The sequence below is a fragment of the Candidatus Tisiphia endosymbiont of Temnostethus pusillus genome (assembly GCF_964264675.1).
Lineage (GTDB): Bacteria > Pseudomonadota > Alphaproteobacteria > Rickettsiales > Rickettsiaceae > Tisiphia.
In genome coordinates this window covers 584353-600581 of record NZ_OZ183472.1, presented here as the reverse complement: position 1 = coordinate 600581, position 16229 = coordinate 584353, and the positions used below count along the sequence as shown (strand labels likewise).

Genomic DNA, 16229 nt, shown 5'->3' with positions numbered 1-16229 from the left:
TTCTTTACTATTCTGATTATTATTTATTAGTAGTTTATAAAATAGTAGTATCTATGCAATTTAACCGTAACAGAGCAATTATTGGTTTCCTTAAAGCCAATGAAGGTCGGAAATTTACTTCTAGAGAAATAGCTGCATGGCTAGTAAAAACTTATCCTGAGGAAGTCAAGAGAAAAGCGGAGAACAGTAAATGCAAATCAATACTCAATGTAACTGATCCAGCAAAAATAGCTCAAATTATTATAGTACTCTTTAGTGGAGAAATGACTAAAGAACGTAATGAAGCCATACAAAAACAAGAGCCTGGTATTAAAATAACACAAGAGTGTCCGCGCAAATATTATTTTACTAAAAAAACTGATCAAGCGGAGATAGAAGAAGATGAAAAATGGTCAAACATAAAAGAAAAAGAGGTGTATCTAAAGCTTTCAGAATTTCTTTGGGATGAGCTTAGTATTTATAACATGACTATTAATGATAAACGTTCTTCAAATCGTAGTGGTACTAATGCTAATAAATGGTTATATCCCGACCTAGTGGGAATGGAGGCTATGACGAAAGGTTGGGCAGAGCCGATCAAAGATTGCGTCAAACAATATGCGGATATAAAAGCTAAACTTTGGTCTTTTGAGGTGAAAGTAACAATTAATCACTCCAATGTACGAGAATCTTTTTTTCAAGCATTATCAAATTCGTCATGGGCTCACTATGGATATTTAGTAGCTTTCTCTCTAGTAGAAAGCAAGGATAGTAACACTTCTCGTGAACTGGAAATTCTTTCTGCTAGGCACGGTATAGGATTCATTTTATTAAACATAAACGAATCCGAAAAAGGTCGAATACTAATTCCTGCTAAAGAAAGATTAGAGATTGATTGGAATATGGCTAATAGGCTCGTTAAAGAAAATCCGGATTTTGAACATTTTATAAAAGAAGTAACTTCTTTTTATAAAACCGGAGAAACTAAACGCTCCGACTGGAAAAATGTGAATTATTAAGGCTCTAGGCTCTGTCCAATTGATTGTGTGTGCGTCAAGATAAGGTGCATTAATCTTACGGATGAAAATCCTATTATGGAAGGAGTAGATAGCTCCACCATATAGCGAGTCTTGTGCAGCTGAAGGTAACGACAGTAGTAAAGCGTAGACAACGAAACATCCGAGCCGAAACCAAATCTAACAGTTAGCCTTAAGTTTTAATTGCAAGGATTAAAAAGAAATAAGATAATATTAAATTTTATTTTTTAAGATTTGAGGTAAGCAATTGGATAGTTTGGGACTAGGAGAAGGAAGTAATAAGTTATTTTTTGAATCAGAATTTGAAAGTTTAGTTTTAAAAGATCAACGTCTTAAATCAAAAGCTTTAAAGATTTTTACAGCTCTAATGGCAAAATTTACAATCTACCCCAATTCGGGATAAGAATTAACTAATTCTTATCCCGAATTGGCTTTAATATAAGGAAAAATGCATTCTTAAAGCGGTTTTGCAAATGCATTTTAAACCTTTCTAAAGCTAAAAACATGTCATGTTTTTAGCAAAATATTAATTTAACAATCAGATGCAGAGCCGTCTCAAATCTGATTGTTTCAATAATTTTACCGAATTTGGGATAAGAATTGACAAATTCTTATCCCGAATTCGCGTAATCTGTATTAAGAATCTTTTTGATAATCCACAAGATCAAAGACAATCTTATGATTTGTTAATAGCAAAGTTAACAATGATTATTTAATAGAGTCGTATTTTAGCAAACTACTGATAGAAATAACAACAATAATGATAATTTATTGCTAGTGATACAAGACAGTACTTATCTTAACTTTACTAACCACAAAGCCAAGATTGACATTGGTATAGTCAATTCAGGAGAATTTGGTGACGTCGTCGCTCGCCTATTATCTATAGGCTTCGCTCCTCATCTTCGAGATAAATATGAGCAAAAATTATGCTATAGAAGTGGATTATCATGCGGCGGGTGGAAAAACTAAACCTCATTTCCATCAACTTTTTATCTACTCTTAATCGGAAATTTAGGTTTATAGAAAATATCGTGAGATAATATCATTACTTACATATTCTCCGCTAGAGTTATTTTTAATCCATTCTTCATCCAAAAAATTCATAACTACTAAATCATTAGAAAATTTGTACTTTTGATTATATACTAATTCTTTCACTATTGATTTTTGTATTTTAGGATGTAACATATATTGTTGTGGCTTGTGATTAACCTCTTGAACTAAATGAAATACTGCTTGCACGATTCCACCAAGTAATAATCCTCGAGTAAGTTGTATATCATTGGCTGGCACAGATTCTCCAGAATTATCCAAATTTACAGGGTATCCTCCTCTAAAAATATTGAACGTTGCACTATCTGTAGAATATTCGATATTATCCAATACGTTAGAGGTATTAATAGAAGAATTATCTTGAATAATATGCAGTAATGACTGAAATTCTATATCTTGTGATGAGCAACTAATTAGATTCTTTGTTCCTCGTATTTTATTGACGTCAAGAGATAAAGTAATATCTTCTCCTGTACAACCAAAAATATACTCAGATTTTTGAAATAAAGATAGAATATTATTTGTAGTTTTAATCTGCTTCATAAGATTATACTTACTGTCAGATCTATCATATATTATTACTTTATGATTTAAAGATAATAATTTTTGTGCAATAGCTCTCCCTATAGCTCCAAAACCTACTACTCCACATACAAGAGTACGAGATTGTAAAGGCAAAATTTTATCAAGTTTTCGTATGACGGTCTGAGCAATCATTGGAGACTCTAATATTTGCTTTGCAGCAGAATAAGCAACGTTAATAAAAGGTAACGTGGTATAATTGTTTTTAATAATATGAACAACCCCTGATGATGTCTGCTCTACAGCAAAGACCTTGTAATTATCACTTAGTAACTTTGGAATAGTTGTTGTACATTTACTACCATCATCTAGTATGATAATAGTGTCAGATTTTACATTTATTATGGTAGTAGCAACATTAGCCCACATATTAGCTATATCTGTATTAAAATAATAGTTAAAATAGCCAAATTGTTGCGGTTGGGAACTAGGGTAGTAATTTACTCCCATTTCTATAAGTTGGGCAATTACTATAGGACAATTTGAGTATATTTTACCCATTATATGAATATTATTCGGCTTAGCACCTAATCTGATAAGAGATTTTATTAAATCTATTGTTGTAAATAACAAATGTTGTACACAAACAAAGGTAACATTTTTTAAATTAAGATACTTACATCCTTTTAATTTATCTATTATACTTTGTAGAGTTTCTAATATGGGTGTATTTAAATTACTCATAATAAACTCAAAAAATTACTCATTATTACAGATAGCAATACAACCATTAAAAAAACTAGATGAGGAGCAAAATACTCTTGCTTCCTTACCATTACTATTATACTCTAAAAACCTAGCATCATCTTCAGATATAATTTTACTAGATAATATCTGACCAAATGGATCGTTTCCAGAATGAAATAACTCAAATTTTATGTTTTTAAGGGAGTTGGCACTATGATTCTCAATTTGGTGAATAGTATTTATTAAAATATCTAATAATCTTTTAATCTCTCTTTGATCTTCAATTATACTCGGAGGATTTCTACAATAAGGAGAGCTATTAAATAGAGTAGGAAAGCTAAGAGAATAATAGACTTTACTATTTTTAGTAAATTTTGCTGGTTGCATAATATTTGGTATATAATCTTTTAGATTATAATCATTTACATATATTTGCTGTATTAAACTCATTGGCAAACCTGTATCATCCGTAGATGGCTTAAATGCTACAGCAGAACCTTTAGAAATCAAAATTACATGTCTAACAGTGTCTATTAGATATGATCGTGGTTTTAAATTACGTAGATTAATTGCATGAGTAAAAAATGACCATAATAAACTAAAATCTGTAAAATCTTCTAACAATTGAAATTGTTTCCAACATTGAGTAACTAGATAATTATAAAAACCACTATATCCAAGATCATTTGGTTGAAGAAACCACTCATTAGAAAATACTAAAATGCTATTATTCCAATTTGAATTATGAAAATACTTATTAATATCTACAAATGTCTGCCAATGATCTGACAAACCATAGGGAGCATAGATATCAGCCCCTAATTTCTTTTTAATCCTATTATGACCCACTGTATCAGAAATACTTGGAATCATGACAGTAGAGCGAGCTCCAGCTGACACATTCCAAATAGGCATATCTAATGAAGATGTTTGGTTTAACATATGCATTAATTCAAATAGACCAAAAAGTTCACCTGTCAAAAGAACATTAAGGGAAACAATTCTATTTTGTATCTGAACAAATACTTCGCTCAAACTATTAAGAATTAAGGATAAGGGAATATGACCATATCCCAACTTCTTTTTTAGAAATTCTGGAATTCTTGAGTCATTTATAGAAATTAGTTTGCCGTCTTTAGTTGGTAGATGAAACTCCCCCCTATTAACAATATATGCTCCATAAGGATATTTTATTTTGAATAAAGAATATCCTCCACATTGATTAACATTATCACATTTTTCTGTCAATTCAGGATTAACCTTATACACTTCATCCTTAACTTCAGACCATTTTACTTCTTCAATACTAAAATTCAAGTCTTCTTCCATACCAAATTCTCGTATAATTAAATAAACTTAAAGTGATTAAAATTGGTGAGTCTATTATATTTATTTCTCTGCCTCTATTAATAAGAGTATATTAGATTCTTTTATAAGGTTAAATTCTTGTTCTGTAAAGCTCTGTAAAGCATTTTCTTTTAAAAACAAGTTATGTTTCCTCACATTCTTGAAGCCCAATTTTTCCATTAATCTCTTTATAGTATCAAAATCCATATGATAGCACGTTACAACACAATCATTTGTAATACTAATTTCTATGGGGCAACCATCCGTGTACTCATCTTTCAAAAACTTCGTGGGAAATTTTAATATATCAAAAACCTCTGGATAAGAATATGCACTTATAATATCTAAAGTGCATATTACAACTTTTCCTCCTTGTTTTAAGCATTCATAACAATTTTTGATAAACATTTCTAATTTACTTAAAGCGTCTATATATAAAATCACAAAGATATTATATACAATATCATATTCATGTTGTCCTAAAATTGCAGAACTTTCAACATCAGAAAAATCTAACACATGTAACTCAATATTACTATTTTTGATATTTTCTTTACATAGCTCTATTTGATAAGGAGAAATGTCGCACCCTACTAATTTCAGTGGATTATCAGCATAGAAAATTTCTAAATATCTACCAAATCCACAACCTATCTCCAATAAAGTCTTGTCTCTTACATTTCCTATAATATTTTTTACGTGTGGGTTAATAATATAATTATTAAATCTAAATTCCTTAGTTTCTCTATAAGAATCAGTAATAGTTTTTAATTTCCAGTTATTCATAATTTTACCATTGAACAATTAGAGGAACTGCTTTTTATTATTTTAACATAAGAATTAAAATTAAAAAGCACTAAATTATAATAGCATAATTTTAGCATGCTATTTTTGCCCCCTATTTTCAGTCTTACCAAGTGTGTTTATATATGGTTTCTTTATATTTATTATAAAAATACGAGACTTTATGAGAGATCAGAATTATTGGCAAATAAAATTCAAAATGTGTCAATACTCAAAAAGATTGTTAAACCAGCTTTTAATATTAAATAAACATATTGAAGACAAGGTGGATATTATTGAAATTAAGAAAGCAATATATTATGCTAGGAAATATCATGCTGACCAAAAAAGACAATCAGGAGAACCATATTACTCACATCCAATAGAGGTAGCTTACATGGTTGCTACTTACACGGCTCAAACACGTCCACGATTTTTTAGAACAGACATGATAGTTACCTCATTACTTCATGACTGCCTTGAAGATACAAATATAACTGAAGAAACGATTAATATTATCTTTGGTAGTAAAGTTGCTAATCAAGTTCAAGACTTAACTAGAATAAAACTAGAAAAAAAGATTAGTGTCGTGGAAATGATTAATTCTTTATTTATTCAAGGAAAGTCAGATATATTGATTATTAAAATTTTTGATCGTTTGCATAATATGAGAACTCTTTACGCAAAATCCTCTGAAAAAATTGATAAAACAGTTAATGAAACTTTATGTTATTTTGTACCACTTGCTATGCATCTTAATATGAATGATATAGCAAACGAATTAATTAATATATCTTTAAAATACCTATTAAGTCGTAACTATAAATTATAAACAGTGTTTGACCCTCTAATAAAAATTAACCATCTAATACCATTTCCGAAAACTAATCATCACATCATCGTATTTCATGATCTCCGCTCCTCACGTACTAGTTGTCATATCTTTACCCACATCTTTTAAAAGCGGCATACTTATTAGGCTTTAAAAATACATCTTTGATATTAAAACCTGATATGTATAACCTATTTAAAAAGATGTGGGTAAAGATATGACTAGTTGTACGCTCCGGTGCACAACTGTTGAAAGTTTACAAATATAGTCAATTCAGGAGGATTTGGTGCTAGGAGCGATGGAGCGACATGTAATAGGCGAGCGACGAGTGACGACGTCACCAACTTCTCATCAATTGACTATACCTATACTAACCTGAATTCGATGTAACAAGTTACATCGAATTCAGATTCAGGAGTAATTTTAGCATTAATCTAGTAGTAGGTCCATGTAGTTCTAGTACTTCTATATTTTCATAAGCCTCAGATGCTAGAAATGTTATAATACAGGTGTTGATTTTTTAGTAACGAGCCTTGACGCGGTTAGATATACAAGATATAATTATATACTAAATTTCTTTTATAAGATATTAGTGCTAACTATATTTAGTGATATAATATACAAATTAACAAAAAGCAATAGTAGAAAATGTTTAATCGAATATATACTCAGGTTCTAAGAAAATCCCCTTGGGGAGATTCTGAAGAGGAAGAAAAAAGTGAATATAATATATTTACTAGGCCAAGGAAAAAAAATAAGTTTAACCTTAATGATTTCTATAATAAGTTTGGCTTCAACAATAACATAATGGTGTTAGTTTTGTTGTCGTTAGTTGCTGTTTGGTTTGCCTCCGGAGTTTATGAAGTTAAGGAAGGAGAAGAAGCTGCAGTAATGAGGTTTGGTAAGTTTGTTCGTAAAGGATTCCCTGGTTTGAATTATCACCTTCCATTACCGTTTGAACAGGTAGTAGTTGAGAAGGTAAACCAGTCTCGTAGAATTGAGATCGGCTATAGATCAACAAGTAGCCTTAGGTCTAATGTGGACAACACCAAAGCTGTGGCTGCTGAAAGTACTATGCTTACTGGCGATGAGAATATTGTTGCACTAAATTGTGATATAATGTGGCATATTACTGATTTAGAAAAATATATTTTTAATATTGTTAATCCAGAAGATTCTGTAAAAACTGCTGCTGAAAGTGCTATAAGAGAAGTTATAGGCAATACTCCTATCTCTTCGATATTATCAGACCAAAAACAAGAAATCACTAATAAGATTGAAGCTTTAACACAGAAAATCCTTGATCATTATAATGCTGGTGTTGGTATTGAGAAAGTGCAGTTACTAAAAGCTGAGCCGCCAGCTGAAGTAATTGATGCTTATAGGGATGTACAAACTTCTAAAGCCGATAAAGAACGTGAGATAAATCAAGCACAATCCTATAATAATGATATTTTACCTAAAGCTAGAGGGCAGGCAGCTAAAATTGTCCAAGAAGCAGAAGGTTACAGACAAGAGGTTATCTCAAGAGCTGAAGGAGACAGCAAAAGGTTTGCTGCTGTATATACACAATATGTTGCTAATAAGTCAATAACTAAGGATCGCCTTTACTTAGAAGCTATAGAAAATATTCTAATGGATACCAGCAAAGTTATTATGGGTACTAATGGCGTTTTGCCGCATATGGCAATTCAGCAAAATAAAATTAAGGAGTAGTGCTGGATGAAGACAATTTATTATATAAGTTTCGTAGTTTTCGGATTATTATTATCAGTTACCAGTGCTTTATTTACTGTTGATCAACGCCATTCCGCTGTGGTATTTCAATTTGGTGAAGCAATGAGAACCATTGAAAGTCCAGGATTAAATATAAAGATTCCATTTATTCAAAATGTTGAATTTTTTGATAAACGTATCTTAAATGTAGAGGCGGAAGCAAAAGAGCTAACTGCTTCTGATGGGAAAAGGGTAATCGTAGATGCTTTTGCCAAATTTCGTATTGTTGATCCTGTGATGTTTTACAAAACTGTACATAACTACCAAGGTGTTAAAATTAGACTTAATAAAAACCTAGAATCTTCAATGAGAAAGGTTATAGGTAGATTACCTTTGACTAGTCTTCTTACAAGTGCAAGGTCTGACATAATGTCAAATATCTTAAATCAGGTTAATGAGGAAGCAAAGAATTTTGGGCTTGATGTAATTGACGTTAGAATCTTAAGAGCTGATTTACCGAAAGAGAATAGTGCAGCAATTTATCGTCGCATGCAAACTGCTCGTGAAAAAGAAGCTACCCAAATAAGAGCTGAAGGACAAGAAGAAGGGGCTCGTATAAGATCAAGAGCTGACAAAGAAAGTAAAATATTACTTGCTGAAGCTTATATGCAATCTCAAATCATAAAAGGTGATGGTGACATGGAGGCAGCTAAGATATATAATCTTGCTTATTCTGTTGATCCAGAATTCTATAAATTTTATAGATCCTTGGAAGTATATAAAAATACTTTGAAGAAAGATGATACTTATTTTGTGTTGTCTCCGGAAGCAGAGCTATTTAAATATCTAAATTTGGGTAAATAGAATGACATTGAGAGAGTGAAAATGATTAGTAATTGGGTAGATGATATGGTCCAAAATATTTGTAAGTTTAACAATTTACTAAGGTATTTAATTGTCACTTTTCTGATGACTATGTGGTTGGCATCTTCTGTTTTTGCTGAAAATATCCAGCCAAGCAAAATTACTCCTGAGGAATCTAATAATTTACAGTCAGTGCCAATAAAGATACCTGAATCCCATAATTATAGTTTTGCAGACATTGTTGAGCCACTTATTCCAGCTGTGGTAAATGTGTATACAGTACAATATAACCAAAAATTAGAGGATTCTCATAAAAAATCTTTTGAGCGTTTTCCATTCGATCATTTTAATGAACTTTTGGAGCGTTTTAATCTACCTTTTGATTTTGATGAGATGTATTCAAATCCTAAATCTGTTCCCCTTGGCTCTGGTTTTATTATAGATCCTACAGGTTTTATTGTTACCAACCATCATGTAGTTGCAAATGCAGATGAGATTCACATAAAATTAACGGATAATAGGGAGCTATCAGCCAAATTGGTAGGTAGTGACAAAAAAACTGATCTTGCTCTTTTAAAAATTGAGATCGAAACTCCTTTGCCTTTTGTAAAATTCGGTGATTCCAGTAAAGCTAGGGTAGGAGATCAGGTTATTGCTATTGGTAATCCTTTTGGTAGACTTGGAGGAACAGTAACTGCTGGTATTATATCTTCAAAGGGACGTGATATTGATAACACTAACGGTATAGTAGATGATTTTATACAGACTGATGCGGCTATTAATAATGGTAATTCCGGTGGTCCAATGTTCAATATTAATGGTGAAGTTATAGGAGTCAATACAGCAATATTTTCACCTTCTGGGACTAGTATTGGTATTGGATTTGCTATTCCATCTAATACTGCTAAATCAATTATTGACCAGCTAAGGCAAAATGGAAAAATTAATCGCGGTAGGCTTGGGGTAGTAATTCAAGAAGTAACTAATGAAATAGCTGAAGGGTTTGAGTTAAAAGAAGCTTCGGGAGCGTTAGTAGTGGAAGTACAAAAAGATGGTCCAGCTGATAAATTTGGTATAAAACCTGGGGATGTAATAATAGAATTTGCTGGACAACCGGTAAAAAATTCTAGAAGGCTGCAGATAATGGTTGCTGAAACTACCGTCGATCAAGAGGTAAAAATTATCGTTGTACGAAATGGCAAAAATCAAGAATTAAGTGGCAAGATTAGTAGTGAAGAGGATATAGAGCCTAAAAAAGTAAACGACAAGGTAAGCGATAAAACTTCTGATAATAAATTTTCTGTTGTAAAAAATAATGTTACTTTTAGTAATTTAACAGATAACCTTAAACGAAAATTTGCTATTAAAAGTAAAGTTGAGGGCATTATTGTAACTGATATCGCAAAAAATGGAAAAAATTATGGTTTTAAAATTGGTGATTTAGTAATAGCGAGCAATCAACAACCTATAGCTTCTATAGATCAATTAAATGTATTGTATGACAATGCCCAATCTATTAAAAAGCAAAATATAATCTTGTTGGTACAGAGACGGGGTGTTTCTATGTTTATAGCCTTGCCAGTTACCAAATCTGAAAATTAGTAGTAATGAAGTCAGTATGGATAATGATAAAATAGCAGTATTAAGTTTTTATAGTTTTACTAACCTAGAAAACCTTGAGATTTTGCTGCCAAAGATTTTACTTATTGGTAAAAAAAGAAGAATTAGGGGTACTATTCTTTTAGCTCTAGAAGGATTTAATGGTTCAATTTCTGGGACAAAAGAAGATGTAAATTTTTTAGTAGATGAAATTATAAAACTTACATCTGCGAAAGATGTAAATATTAAAATAAATTATTGTGATATCCATCCCTTTCAAAAATTAAAAGTAAAGCTGAAAAAAGAAATTATTGCTATGACAGTTGGGGATCTTGATATTGCAAATCTTAAAGGAGAGTATATTGAACCAAAGGACTGGGACAAGTTTATTAGCCAAAATAATGTGGTATTAGTAGACACTAGAAATGACTATGAAGTTTGTGTAGGTACTTTTAAAGGGGCTATAGATCCGAAGACAGAAACGTTTAAGCAATTTCCCAAATGGGTAGAGCAGAATAAAGAATTACTTGCTGGAAAAAAAGTAGCAATGTTTTGTACTGGTGGGATTAGATGCGAGAAATCAACAGCCTATTTGAAGAAACTGGGTTTTAATGATGTGTACCATCTTAAAGGCGGTATTTTACAATATTTAGAAGTGACCCATAATCGTAATAGGTTATGGCAAGGAGAATGTTTTGTATTTGACGACAGAAGAGCTGTGGCAAGTGACTTGTCACCAGCTGAAGGACATTGGTTGGAACGTGGTGATCAATAGATATCTTTGGCAAACTCTACTTCTGTTGGTAATTTATTCATGCTCCCGGTACTCTGCTCCTCACACACATTTGAGTACGCTGCAGGTCGAGGTTTCGTGGCTTCTTTAAATTCTTCAGCATAAGCGAGTTTCGAAAGATATCTAATAAGCTATTATAGGCAAGATCAGATTTTAATATGAATTGTCATCCCAACATAGGCTGATATCTAAAAAAAAATAGCCTAGAAGGATGTGTTAAATATCATAACCCCCTGTTTACACAGGGGTGAGATAACATGACGAGTAAGCTGCACCGAAGCAGGGATGATATTTAGTCTCTTAATTATCTTGAATAGAGTTCAACTACTAAATGTACTTCTGGTTCAAATGGGTACGGAACATCAGAAATTACTGGGATTCTGACAAACTGACCAGACAATGAATTGGAATCAAAAGTTAAATAGCTTGGTACAATGTTTCCTTGTTTGCTAGCTGTCTCGAGTATTACAGGGATTTGTTTTGCTGATTCCTTTAGCTCGATGACATCTCCTTCTTTTAGTCTTATACTTGGGATATTAACCTTTTTACCATTCACTTTAATGTGACCATGGGTAACAAATTGTCTTGCAGCAAAAATCGTTGGTGCAATATTCATTCTGTATATAACAGCGTCAAGCCTTCTTTCCAATAGGGCTATAAAATTTTCACCCGTATTGCCTTTCATTTTTTGTGCGAGAGTAAAAGTATTTCTAAATTGCTTCTCGTTAATTCTACCATAATGGCATTTAAGTTTTTGTTTAGCCTTCAAATGTAGACCATAATCAGAAGTTTTAACCATACTATTCTGACCATGTTGACCAGGACGATAATTTCTTGTATTGAAGGCATCTTTACTATCGCCCCACAGGCTCACACCAAGTCTTCTGCTAGCCTTATATTTAGAATTAATAATTTTTGTCACGCTCTATGTCTCATAATTTTGATATCATACTGACGTCATTATGACGTTAATTTAAGTATACTCTCCTGCTTTGAAAATATCATGGATTCGCATGCTCACGTACTATATGTACGTTCCGCTTGCTCACCATTCATTTTCAAATCCAATTCTTCAAATCATTTGAGTATATATATTTTAAGTATATATATTTTAACAATTAAAGTCAATTCCTCATTTTTTGAAATTATGATAAGCAAATTATGCAAGAGGTCTATTCTAATTCCTTGATTTTATCGGATGATTCGAGTAACTGGGCATCAATAATTTCAGATTTTGATGAAACAAGCTGATAACGCTCTATAGGATGCTGGATTGTTTTGTTACCAATATCTATGCCTAATTTTTGAATATTCCTAGCCTTAGATAAAAAATGTCGATTAAAAGAAGCGGCAAATTTATCATAATTATTGACTATATGCTGAATATTATTGCCAAGTTTCTGCGAATGCTCCGCTAACGAAGCAATAGAGGTCAATAATTTTCTTACCTCTTCTATAATTAATTTGTGATTTTCTGACCGTCTATAATCTGAAATTTGGAATTTAGCAAATGATAGCATATTCATAAGTCCTGCTGGACCAACTGGGAAAATATTGCTTTCCCAGGCCTTGTATAAAAAATTATTATCTGCAATCAGAATTTTTTCAATTGCCTGTTCAGTAGGGACAAACATCAAAGTAACTATATTAGCAAAATGTTCCTTTTTATCTTGGAAACTAGCTAAAATATTTTCCGCGTAATCTTTACTATTTAAGGACTTTAAATGATTATTCATAGTTTTACTAAGATTAGAACTATCTTGCCCTAAATCTACTAAAAACTTTGAAGCTTTTGCATCTATAACCATTAAGTTACCAGAAGGTAAGAAAACTAAGGCATCTGGTCTAAGTTTTAAATTATCGGTAGTTGTCACAGAATATTGTATGATAAAGTCTAAATTAGAACGTAGACCTGATGATTTTAGAATGTTCTCAAGAGTAATTTCAGCAAGTAATCCAGCTCCAGATGGAGAAAGAAGAGATTGTTTAATAATGTCTACTGTTCCTTTAGATTGTTCGATATCCCTACTTAATGACCCAACCATGTTTATTAAACGTTCAAACTCGTTATTAAATTTGCTTGTTGCTCCCGAAATATTTTTTTCTGATAATTCCCTTGCTTCTTGATTTTCCCGTCTATGAATTTCAATTAATTGTTTAGACAGCTCATTACCAAGATCAAATAAAGCATTTTTTGCCGATGCATATGACTCCTGCCTTGCTTTATCTGCTTCAGCTATCAATTGATTCTGATAGTCTACTTTACTAGATAATTGCTCAATTTTTTGGATATAAGAAATTTTTTCTTGCTGCAAAATTTGATTCTGCTTATTTGCTTCTAAATAGTTATTTGATAGAAAGCCTAATTCTGCATTGAGCTTGGTTGTCTTATGATAAAACCAAACGAACAAGCTAAATAAAACAACAAGTCCGGTAGTAAGCAATAATGAAATATAACTCATTGATAAATTTACTCTTTAGTTAGTAATTTCGGAATCACCCGGTCTTCTAAAGGACCAGTTGGCATAGCTGGCTTTAATAATTTCGGAGTTAAAGTAAATTTAGTCTTTTTTTCAATAGGTGAAAGGGTAACATGGAAATTATGTGGTTGTTGAATTACAGCATATTTGTCCCATTCCGGATAAGCTCTATCTAAATTCCCTTTAAATTCATTAGGGCCATAAACTTCAATCTCACCAAATTGATATTTTCTTAGTGGAAATAATTCATTAACATAAAAGAAATCATTAGGAAATCTATCTAATGTTTTTAAATTACTATATAAAAATTTGTTGCCTTTTTGTCGGAAGATAAAGATATCTACACATCTCTTATCGCATATTGTATAAAAGTATTGATGGCGAACTTTGTAACCTAATTCTGTAAAATCCGGTAATATATCTTGTAATTTTATTTCATCAGCATGCATTATGCCAATATCTAGGTCATCATCAAAAGGTATAATACCTTGATGTCTTACCGCTCCAATAAGTGTACCGCTTGTAATCCAATAATTTATGTTATGCTTAGTTAATATTTCATGAGTATCTTTCATTAATTGATATAAGTGTAGGGCGTGTTCTGCACTAATTGTATATTTCTGTACTTGTTGGTCGGTAGGAGTAACATACCTCCATTGGTGATCATAAAACTCTACATAACCTTGATATAAACCATAAATAATTATAATTATTCCAACTATTTTAAAGAAAAAATTATTTTTCTTAAGGGGTTTGTGCATATATTATTTCTCCTATTTATTTTTAGTGGACTTCTTTTATATTATATACTATAAGTTGCTTTAGTTAGATAATTATATAATTAATGATATATGAAAGTAAAACCAGTAATTATGGCTGGTGGTCTAGGAACTAGATTATGGCCATTATCACGACAGATGCAACCAAAACAATTTATAAAAATATTTAAGAATTTGAGTTTAATACAAAAAACTTTGATTACAAACAGAACTTTAGGCAAACCAACTTTAATAATTGCTAAGGAATATGAATTAATAGCAAAAGAGCAACTTAGAGAGCTAAATATTGAAGCAGACTTAATAATAGAACCTATGCCTAAAAATACAGCTTCATGTGCAATTATATCAGCTATTCAAGCAAAGAATAATGGTTATGATACGGTCATACTACTGCCTTCTGATCATTATATACATGATATTGATAAGTACCTAATTACTATTAATGAATCTTTGAATTATGTCGCAAAATTTGGTATTTGTACTATTGGGATTAAGCCTAGTTTTGCAAATACCGAATATGGTTATATTAAAATAAATAAGTTATTAGCAGATAGAACTTACAACACTCAACAATTTGTAGAAAAACCTACTCTTCAACAAGCACAAAATTATCTAGCAAATGGCAAATATTTTTGGAATTCAGGAATTTTTATTTTTAATATAGATTTTATTTTAGAGCAGGCTAAATTATGGCAAAAAGAACTCTTTAAACATGTGTATGATGCATATTATTTTGCAACCAAAGATCATAATAATATAACACTTGCTTTAGAACCATACCTATATATTACCCCAATTTCTTTAGACTATGCTATAATCGAAAATATTAGTCAAATGATTATGATAGAAGCCAATTTTAGTTGGAATGATATTGGCAATTGGCATTCTTTATGGCAAATACAAAAAGAAGATATAACGAATAATTACTGCGAAGGCGATGTTATAAACATTGATAGTACAAATTCATATATTAGTTCTAATAATAAGCTTACTGCTGTAATAGGAGTTGATAATATAATAATTATTAATACTGAGGATGCTTTATTGATCGTAAATAAATCAAGAGTTGAGAAAATAAAGCAGCTTGTAATGGAAATGACAGAGATGGGACGAAAAGAAGTATTATGAACTTACGTGAGAGTATAAAAAACTATGTCAGCAATTTTCAAGAAGAATATAAATATAAAGAAAGGATGTTGGACTTTCTAGATAATTGTAAAAATCCATTTAGTAGGGAGACAAAAGAAGGACATTTTACCGCTTCAGGATTCTTGCTTAATTCTGATAAAACAAAGTTCTTACTGATGCATCATCGTAAGTTGGATAAATGGTTGCAACCAGGAGGACATTGTGATGGTAATAATAACATTTTGGCTGTAGCAATTAAAGAGGCACAGGAGGAATCGGGTATTTTAGAGATTGAGCCGATTTCTAGACAGATTTATGATATAGATGTTCATCTAATTCCTAGTAATTCTATAGACCAAGAACATTATCATTATGATGTGAGATTTTTATTAAAAACCGTTTGCAACGACTATTTTGTAAAAAATTCTGAATCAAACGAATTACGATGGATAGAATTTGCTTCTAATTATCAAGAACTTGTGCTAGATAATTCAGTAGAAAGGATGATAAAAAAGTACACTCTTATGCTTTGAAGAATTTGCTTCGTAAATATATGCTGCTATGATT

The 16229-nt window shown here is 31.3% G+C and carries 15 protein-coding genes; 9 read left to right on the top strand and 6 right to left on the bottom strand.

The features are described 5' to 3' along the window. Positions 1–53 precede the first annotated feature (53 nt). Both ACFEL2_RS02950 and ACFEL2_RS02945 read left to right on the top strand, forming a co-directional pair. A complete protein-coding gene (locus ACFEL2_RS02950) occupies positions 54–998 on the top strand; it encodes a hypothetical protein (protein WP_341752236.1) in 945 nt (314 codons plus the stop codon). Between the two features lie 265 nt (positions 999–1263). Further along, complete coding sequence (locus ACFEL2_RS02945) at positions 1264–1419, top strand: hypothetical protein (RefSeq protein WP_341752237.1); 156 nt, start codon at positions 1264–1266, stop codon at positions 1417–1419. A 617-nt stretch (positions 1420–2036) separates the two neighbouring features. On the opposite strand, the gene ACFEL2_RS02940 is transcribed toward ACFEL2_RS02945, so the two are convergent. Genes ACFEL2_RS02940 through ACFEL2_RS02930 form a run of 3 tightly spaced genes read right to left on the bottom strand, consistent with a single transcriptional unit; the run spans position 2037 to position 5474 of the window. Next, positions 2037–3338: an NAD(P)-dependent oxidoreductase gene (locus ACFEL2_RS02940; RefSeq protein WP_375332204.1), complete on the bottom strand. Its 1302-nt coding sequence runs from the start codon at positions 3336–3338 to the stop codon at positions 2037–2039. Between the two features lie 15 nt (positions 3339–3353). Further along, positions 3354–4670: a hypothetical protein gene (locus ACFEL2_RS02935; RefSeq protein ID WP_375332203.1), complete on the bottom strand. Its 1317-nt coding sequence runs from the start codon at positions 4668–4670 to the stop codon at positions 3354–3356. Between the two features lie 60 nt (positions 4671–4730). Next, positions 4731–5474 (bottom strand): class I SAM-dependent methyltransferase, encoded by a 744-nt coding sequence (locus ACFEL2_RS02930; RefSeq protein ID WP_375332202.1) that lies wholly within the window; start codon positions 5472–5474, stop codon positions 4731–4733. A gap of 181 nt (positions 5475–5655) precedes the next feature. On the opposite strand from ACFEL2_RS02930, the gene ACFEL2_RS02925 reads away from it, so the two are divergent. The 5 genes from ACFEL2_RS02925 (at position 5656) to ACFEL2_RS02905 (ending at position 11257) form a co-directional block, all read left to right on the top strand. After that, complete coding sequence (locus tag ACFEL2_RS02925) at positions 5656–6303, top strand: HD domain-containing protein (protein ID WP_375332201.1); 648 nt, start codon at positions 5656–5658, stop codon at positions 6301–6303. Between the two features lie 648 nt (positions 6304–6951). After that, entirely contained in the window at positions 6952–8019 is a 1068-nt protein-coding gene (gene hflK / locus ACFEL2_RS02920) for an FtsH protease activity modulator HflK (protein WP_341752242.1), read from the top strand. A 6-nt stretch (positions 8020–8025) separates the two neighbouring features. Continuing rightward, entirely contained in the window at positions 8026–8883 is an 858-nt protein-coding gene (gene hflC / locus ACFEL2_RS02915; RefSeq protein ID WP_375332200.1) for a protease modulator HflC, read from the top strand. A gap of 45 nt (positions 8884–8928) precedes the next feature. Then, complete coding sequence (locus ACFEL2_RS02910; RefSeq protein WP_375332367.1) at positions 8929–10485, top strand: Do family serine endopeptidase; 1557 nt, start codon at positions 8929–8931, stop codon at positions 10483–10485. A gap of 16 nt (positions 10486–10501) precedes the next feature. Further along, positions 10502–11257 (top strand): rhodanese-like domain-containing protein, encoded by a 756-nt coding sequence (locus ACFEL2_RS02905; protein WP_341752245.1) that lies wholly within the window; start codon positions 10502–10504, stop codon positions 11255–11257. Positions 11258–11579: 322 nt separating this feature from the next. Here the strand turns inward: ACFEL2_RS02905 and rpsD are convergent, their stop codons facing one another. The 3 genes from rpsD to ACFEL2_RS02885 form a co-directional block, all read right to left on the bottom strand. Further along, complete coding sequence (rpsD, locus tag ACFEL2_RS02895; protein ID WP_341755185.1) at positions 11580–12197, bottom strand: 30S ribosomal protein S4; 618 nt, start codon at positions 12195–12197, stop codon at positions 11580–11582. A 250-nt stretch (positions 12198–12447) separates the two neighbouring features. Then, a complete protein-coding gene (locus ACFEL2_RS02890; RefSeq protein ID WP_341752247.1) occupies positions 12448–13737 on the bottom strand; it encodes a DNA recombination protein RmuC in 1290 nt (429 codons plus the stop codon). 8 nt (positions 13738–13745) lie between these two features. Next, a complete protein-coding gene (locus tag ACFEL2_RS02885) occupies positions 13746–14516 on the bottom strand; it encodes a LicD family protein (protein ID WP_375332199.1) in 771 nt (256 codons plus the stop codon). 90 nt (positions 14517–14606) lie between these two features. On the opposite strand from ACFEL2_RS02885, the gene ACFEL2_RS02880 reads away from it, so the two are divergent. Next, on the top strand, positions 14607–15662 hold the full coding sequence (locus ACFEL2_RS02880) for a mannose-1-phosphate guanylyltransferase (protein WP_341755188.1): 1056 nt from the start codon (positions 14607–14609) through the stop codon (positions 15660–15662). Beyond that, positions 15659–16195 carry an NUDIX hydrolase gene (locus ACFEL2_RS02875; protein WP_341752251.1) on the top strand — a complete coding sequence of 179 codons (537 nt, stop codon included), beginning with the start codon at positions 15659–15661 and terminating at the stop codon, positions 16193–16195. Before ACFEL2_RS02880 ends, ACFEL2_RS02875 begins: the two co-directional genes overlap by 4 nt. Positions 16196–16229 lie beyond the last annotated feature (34 nt).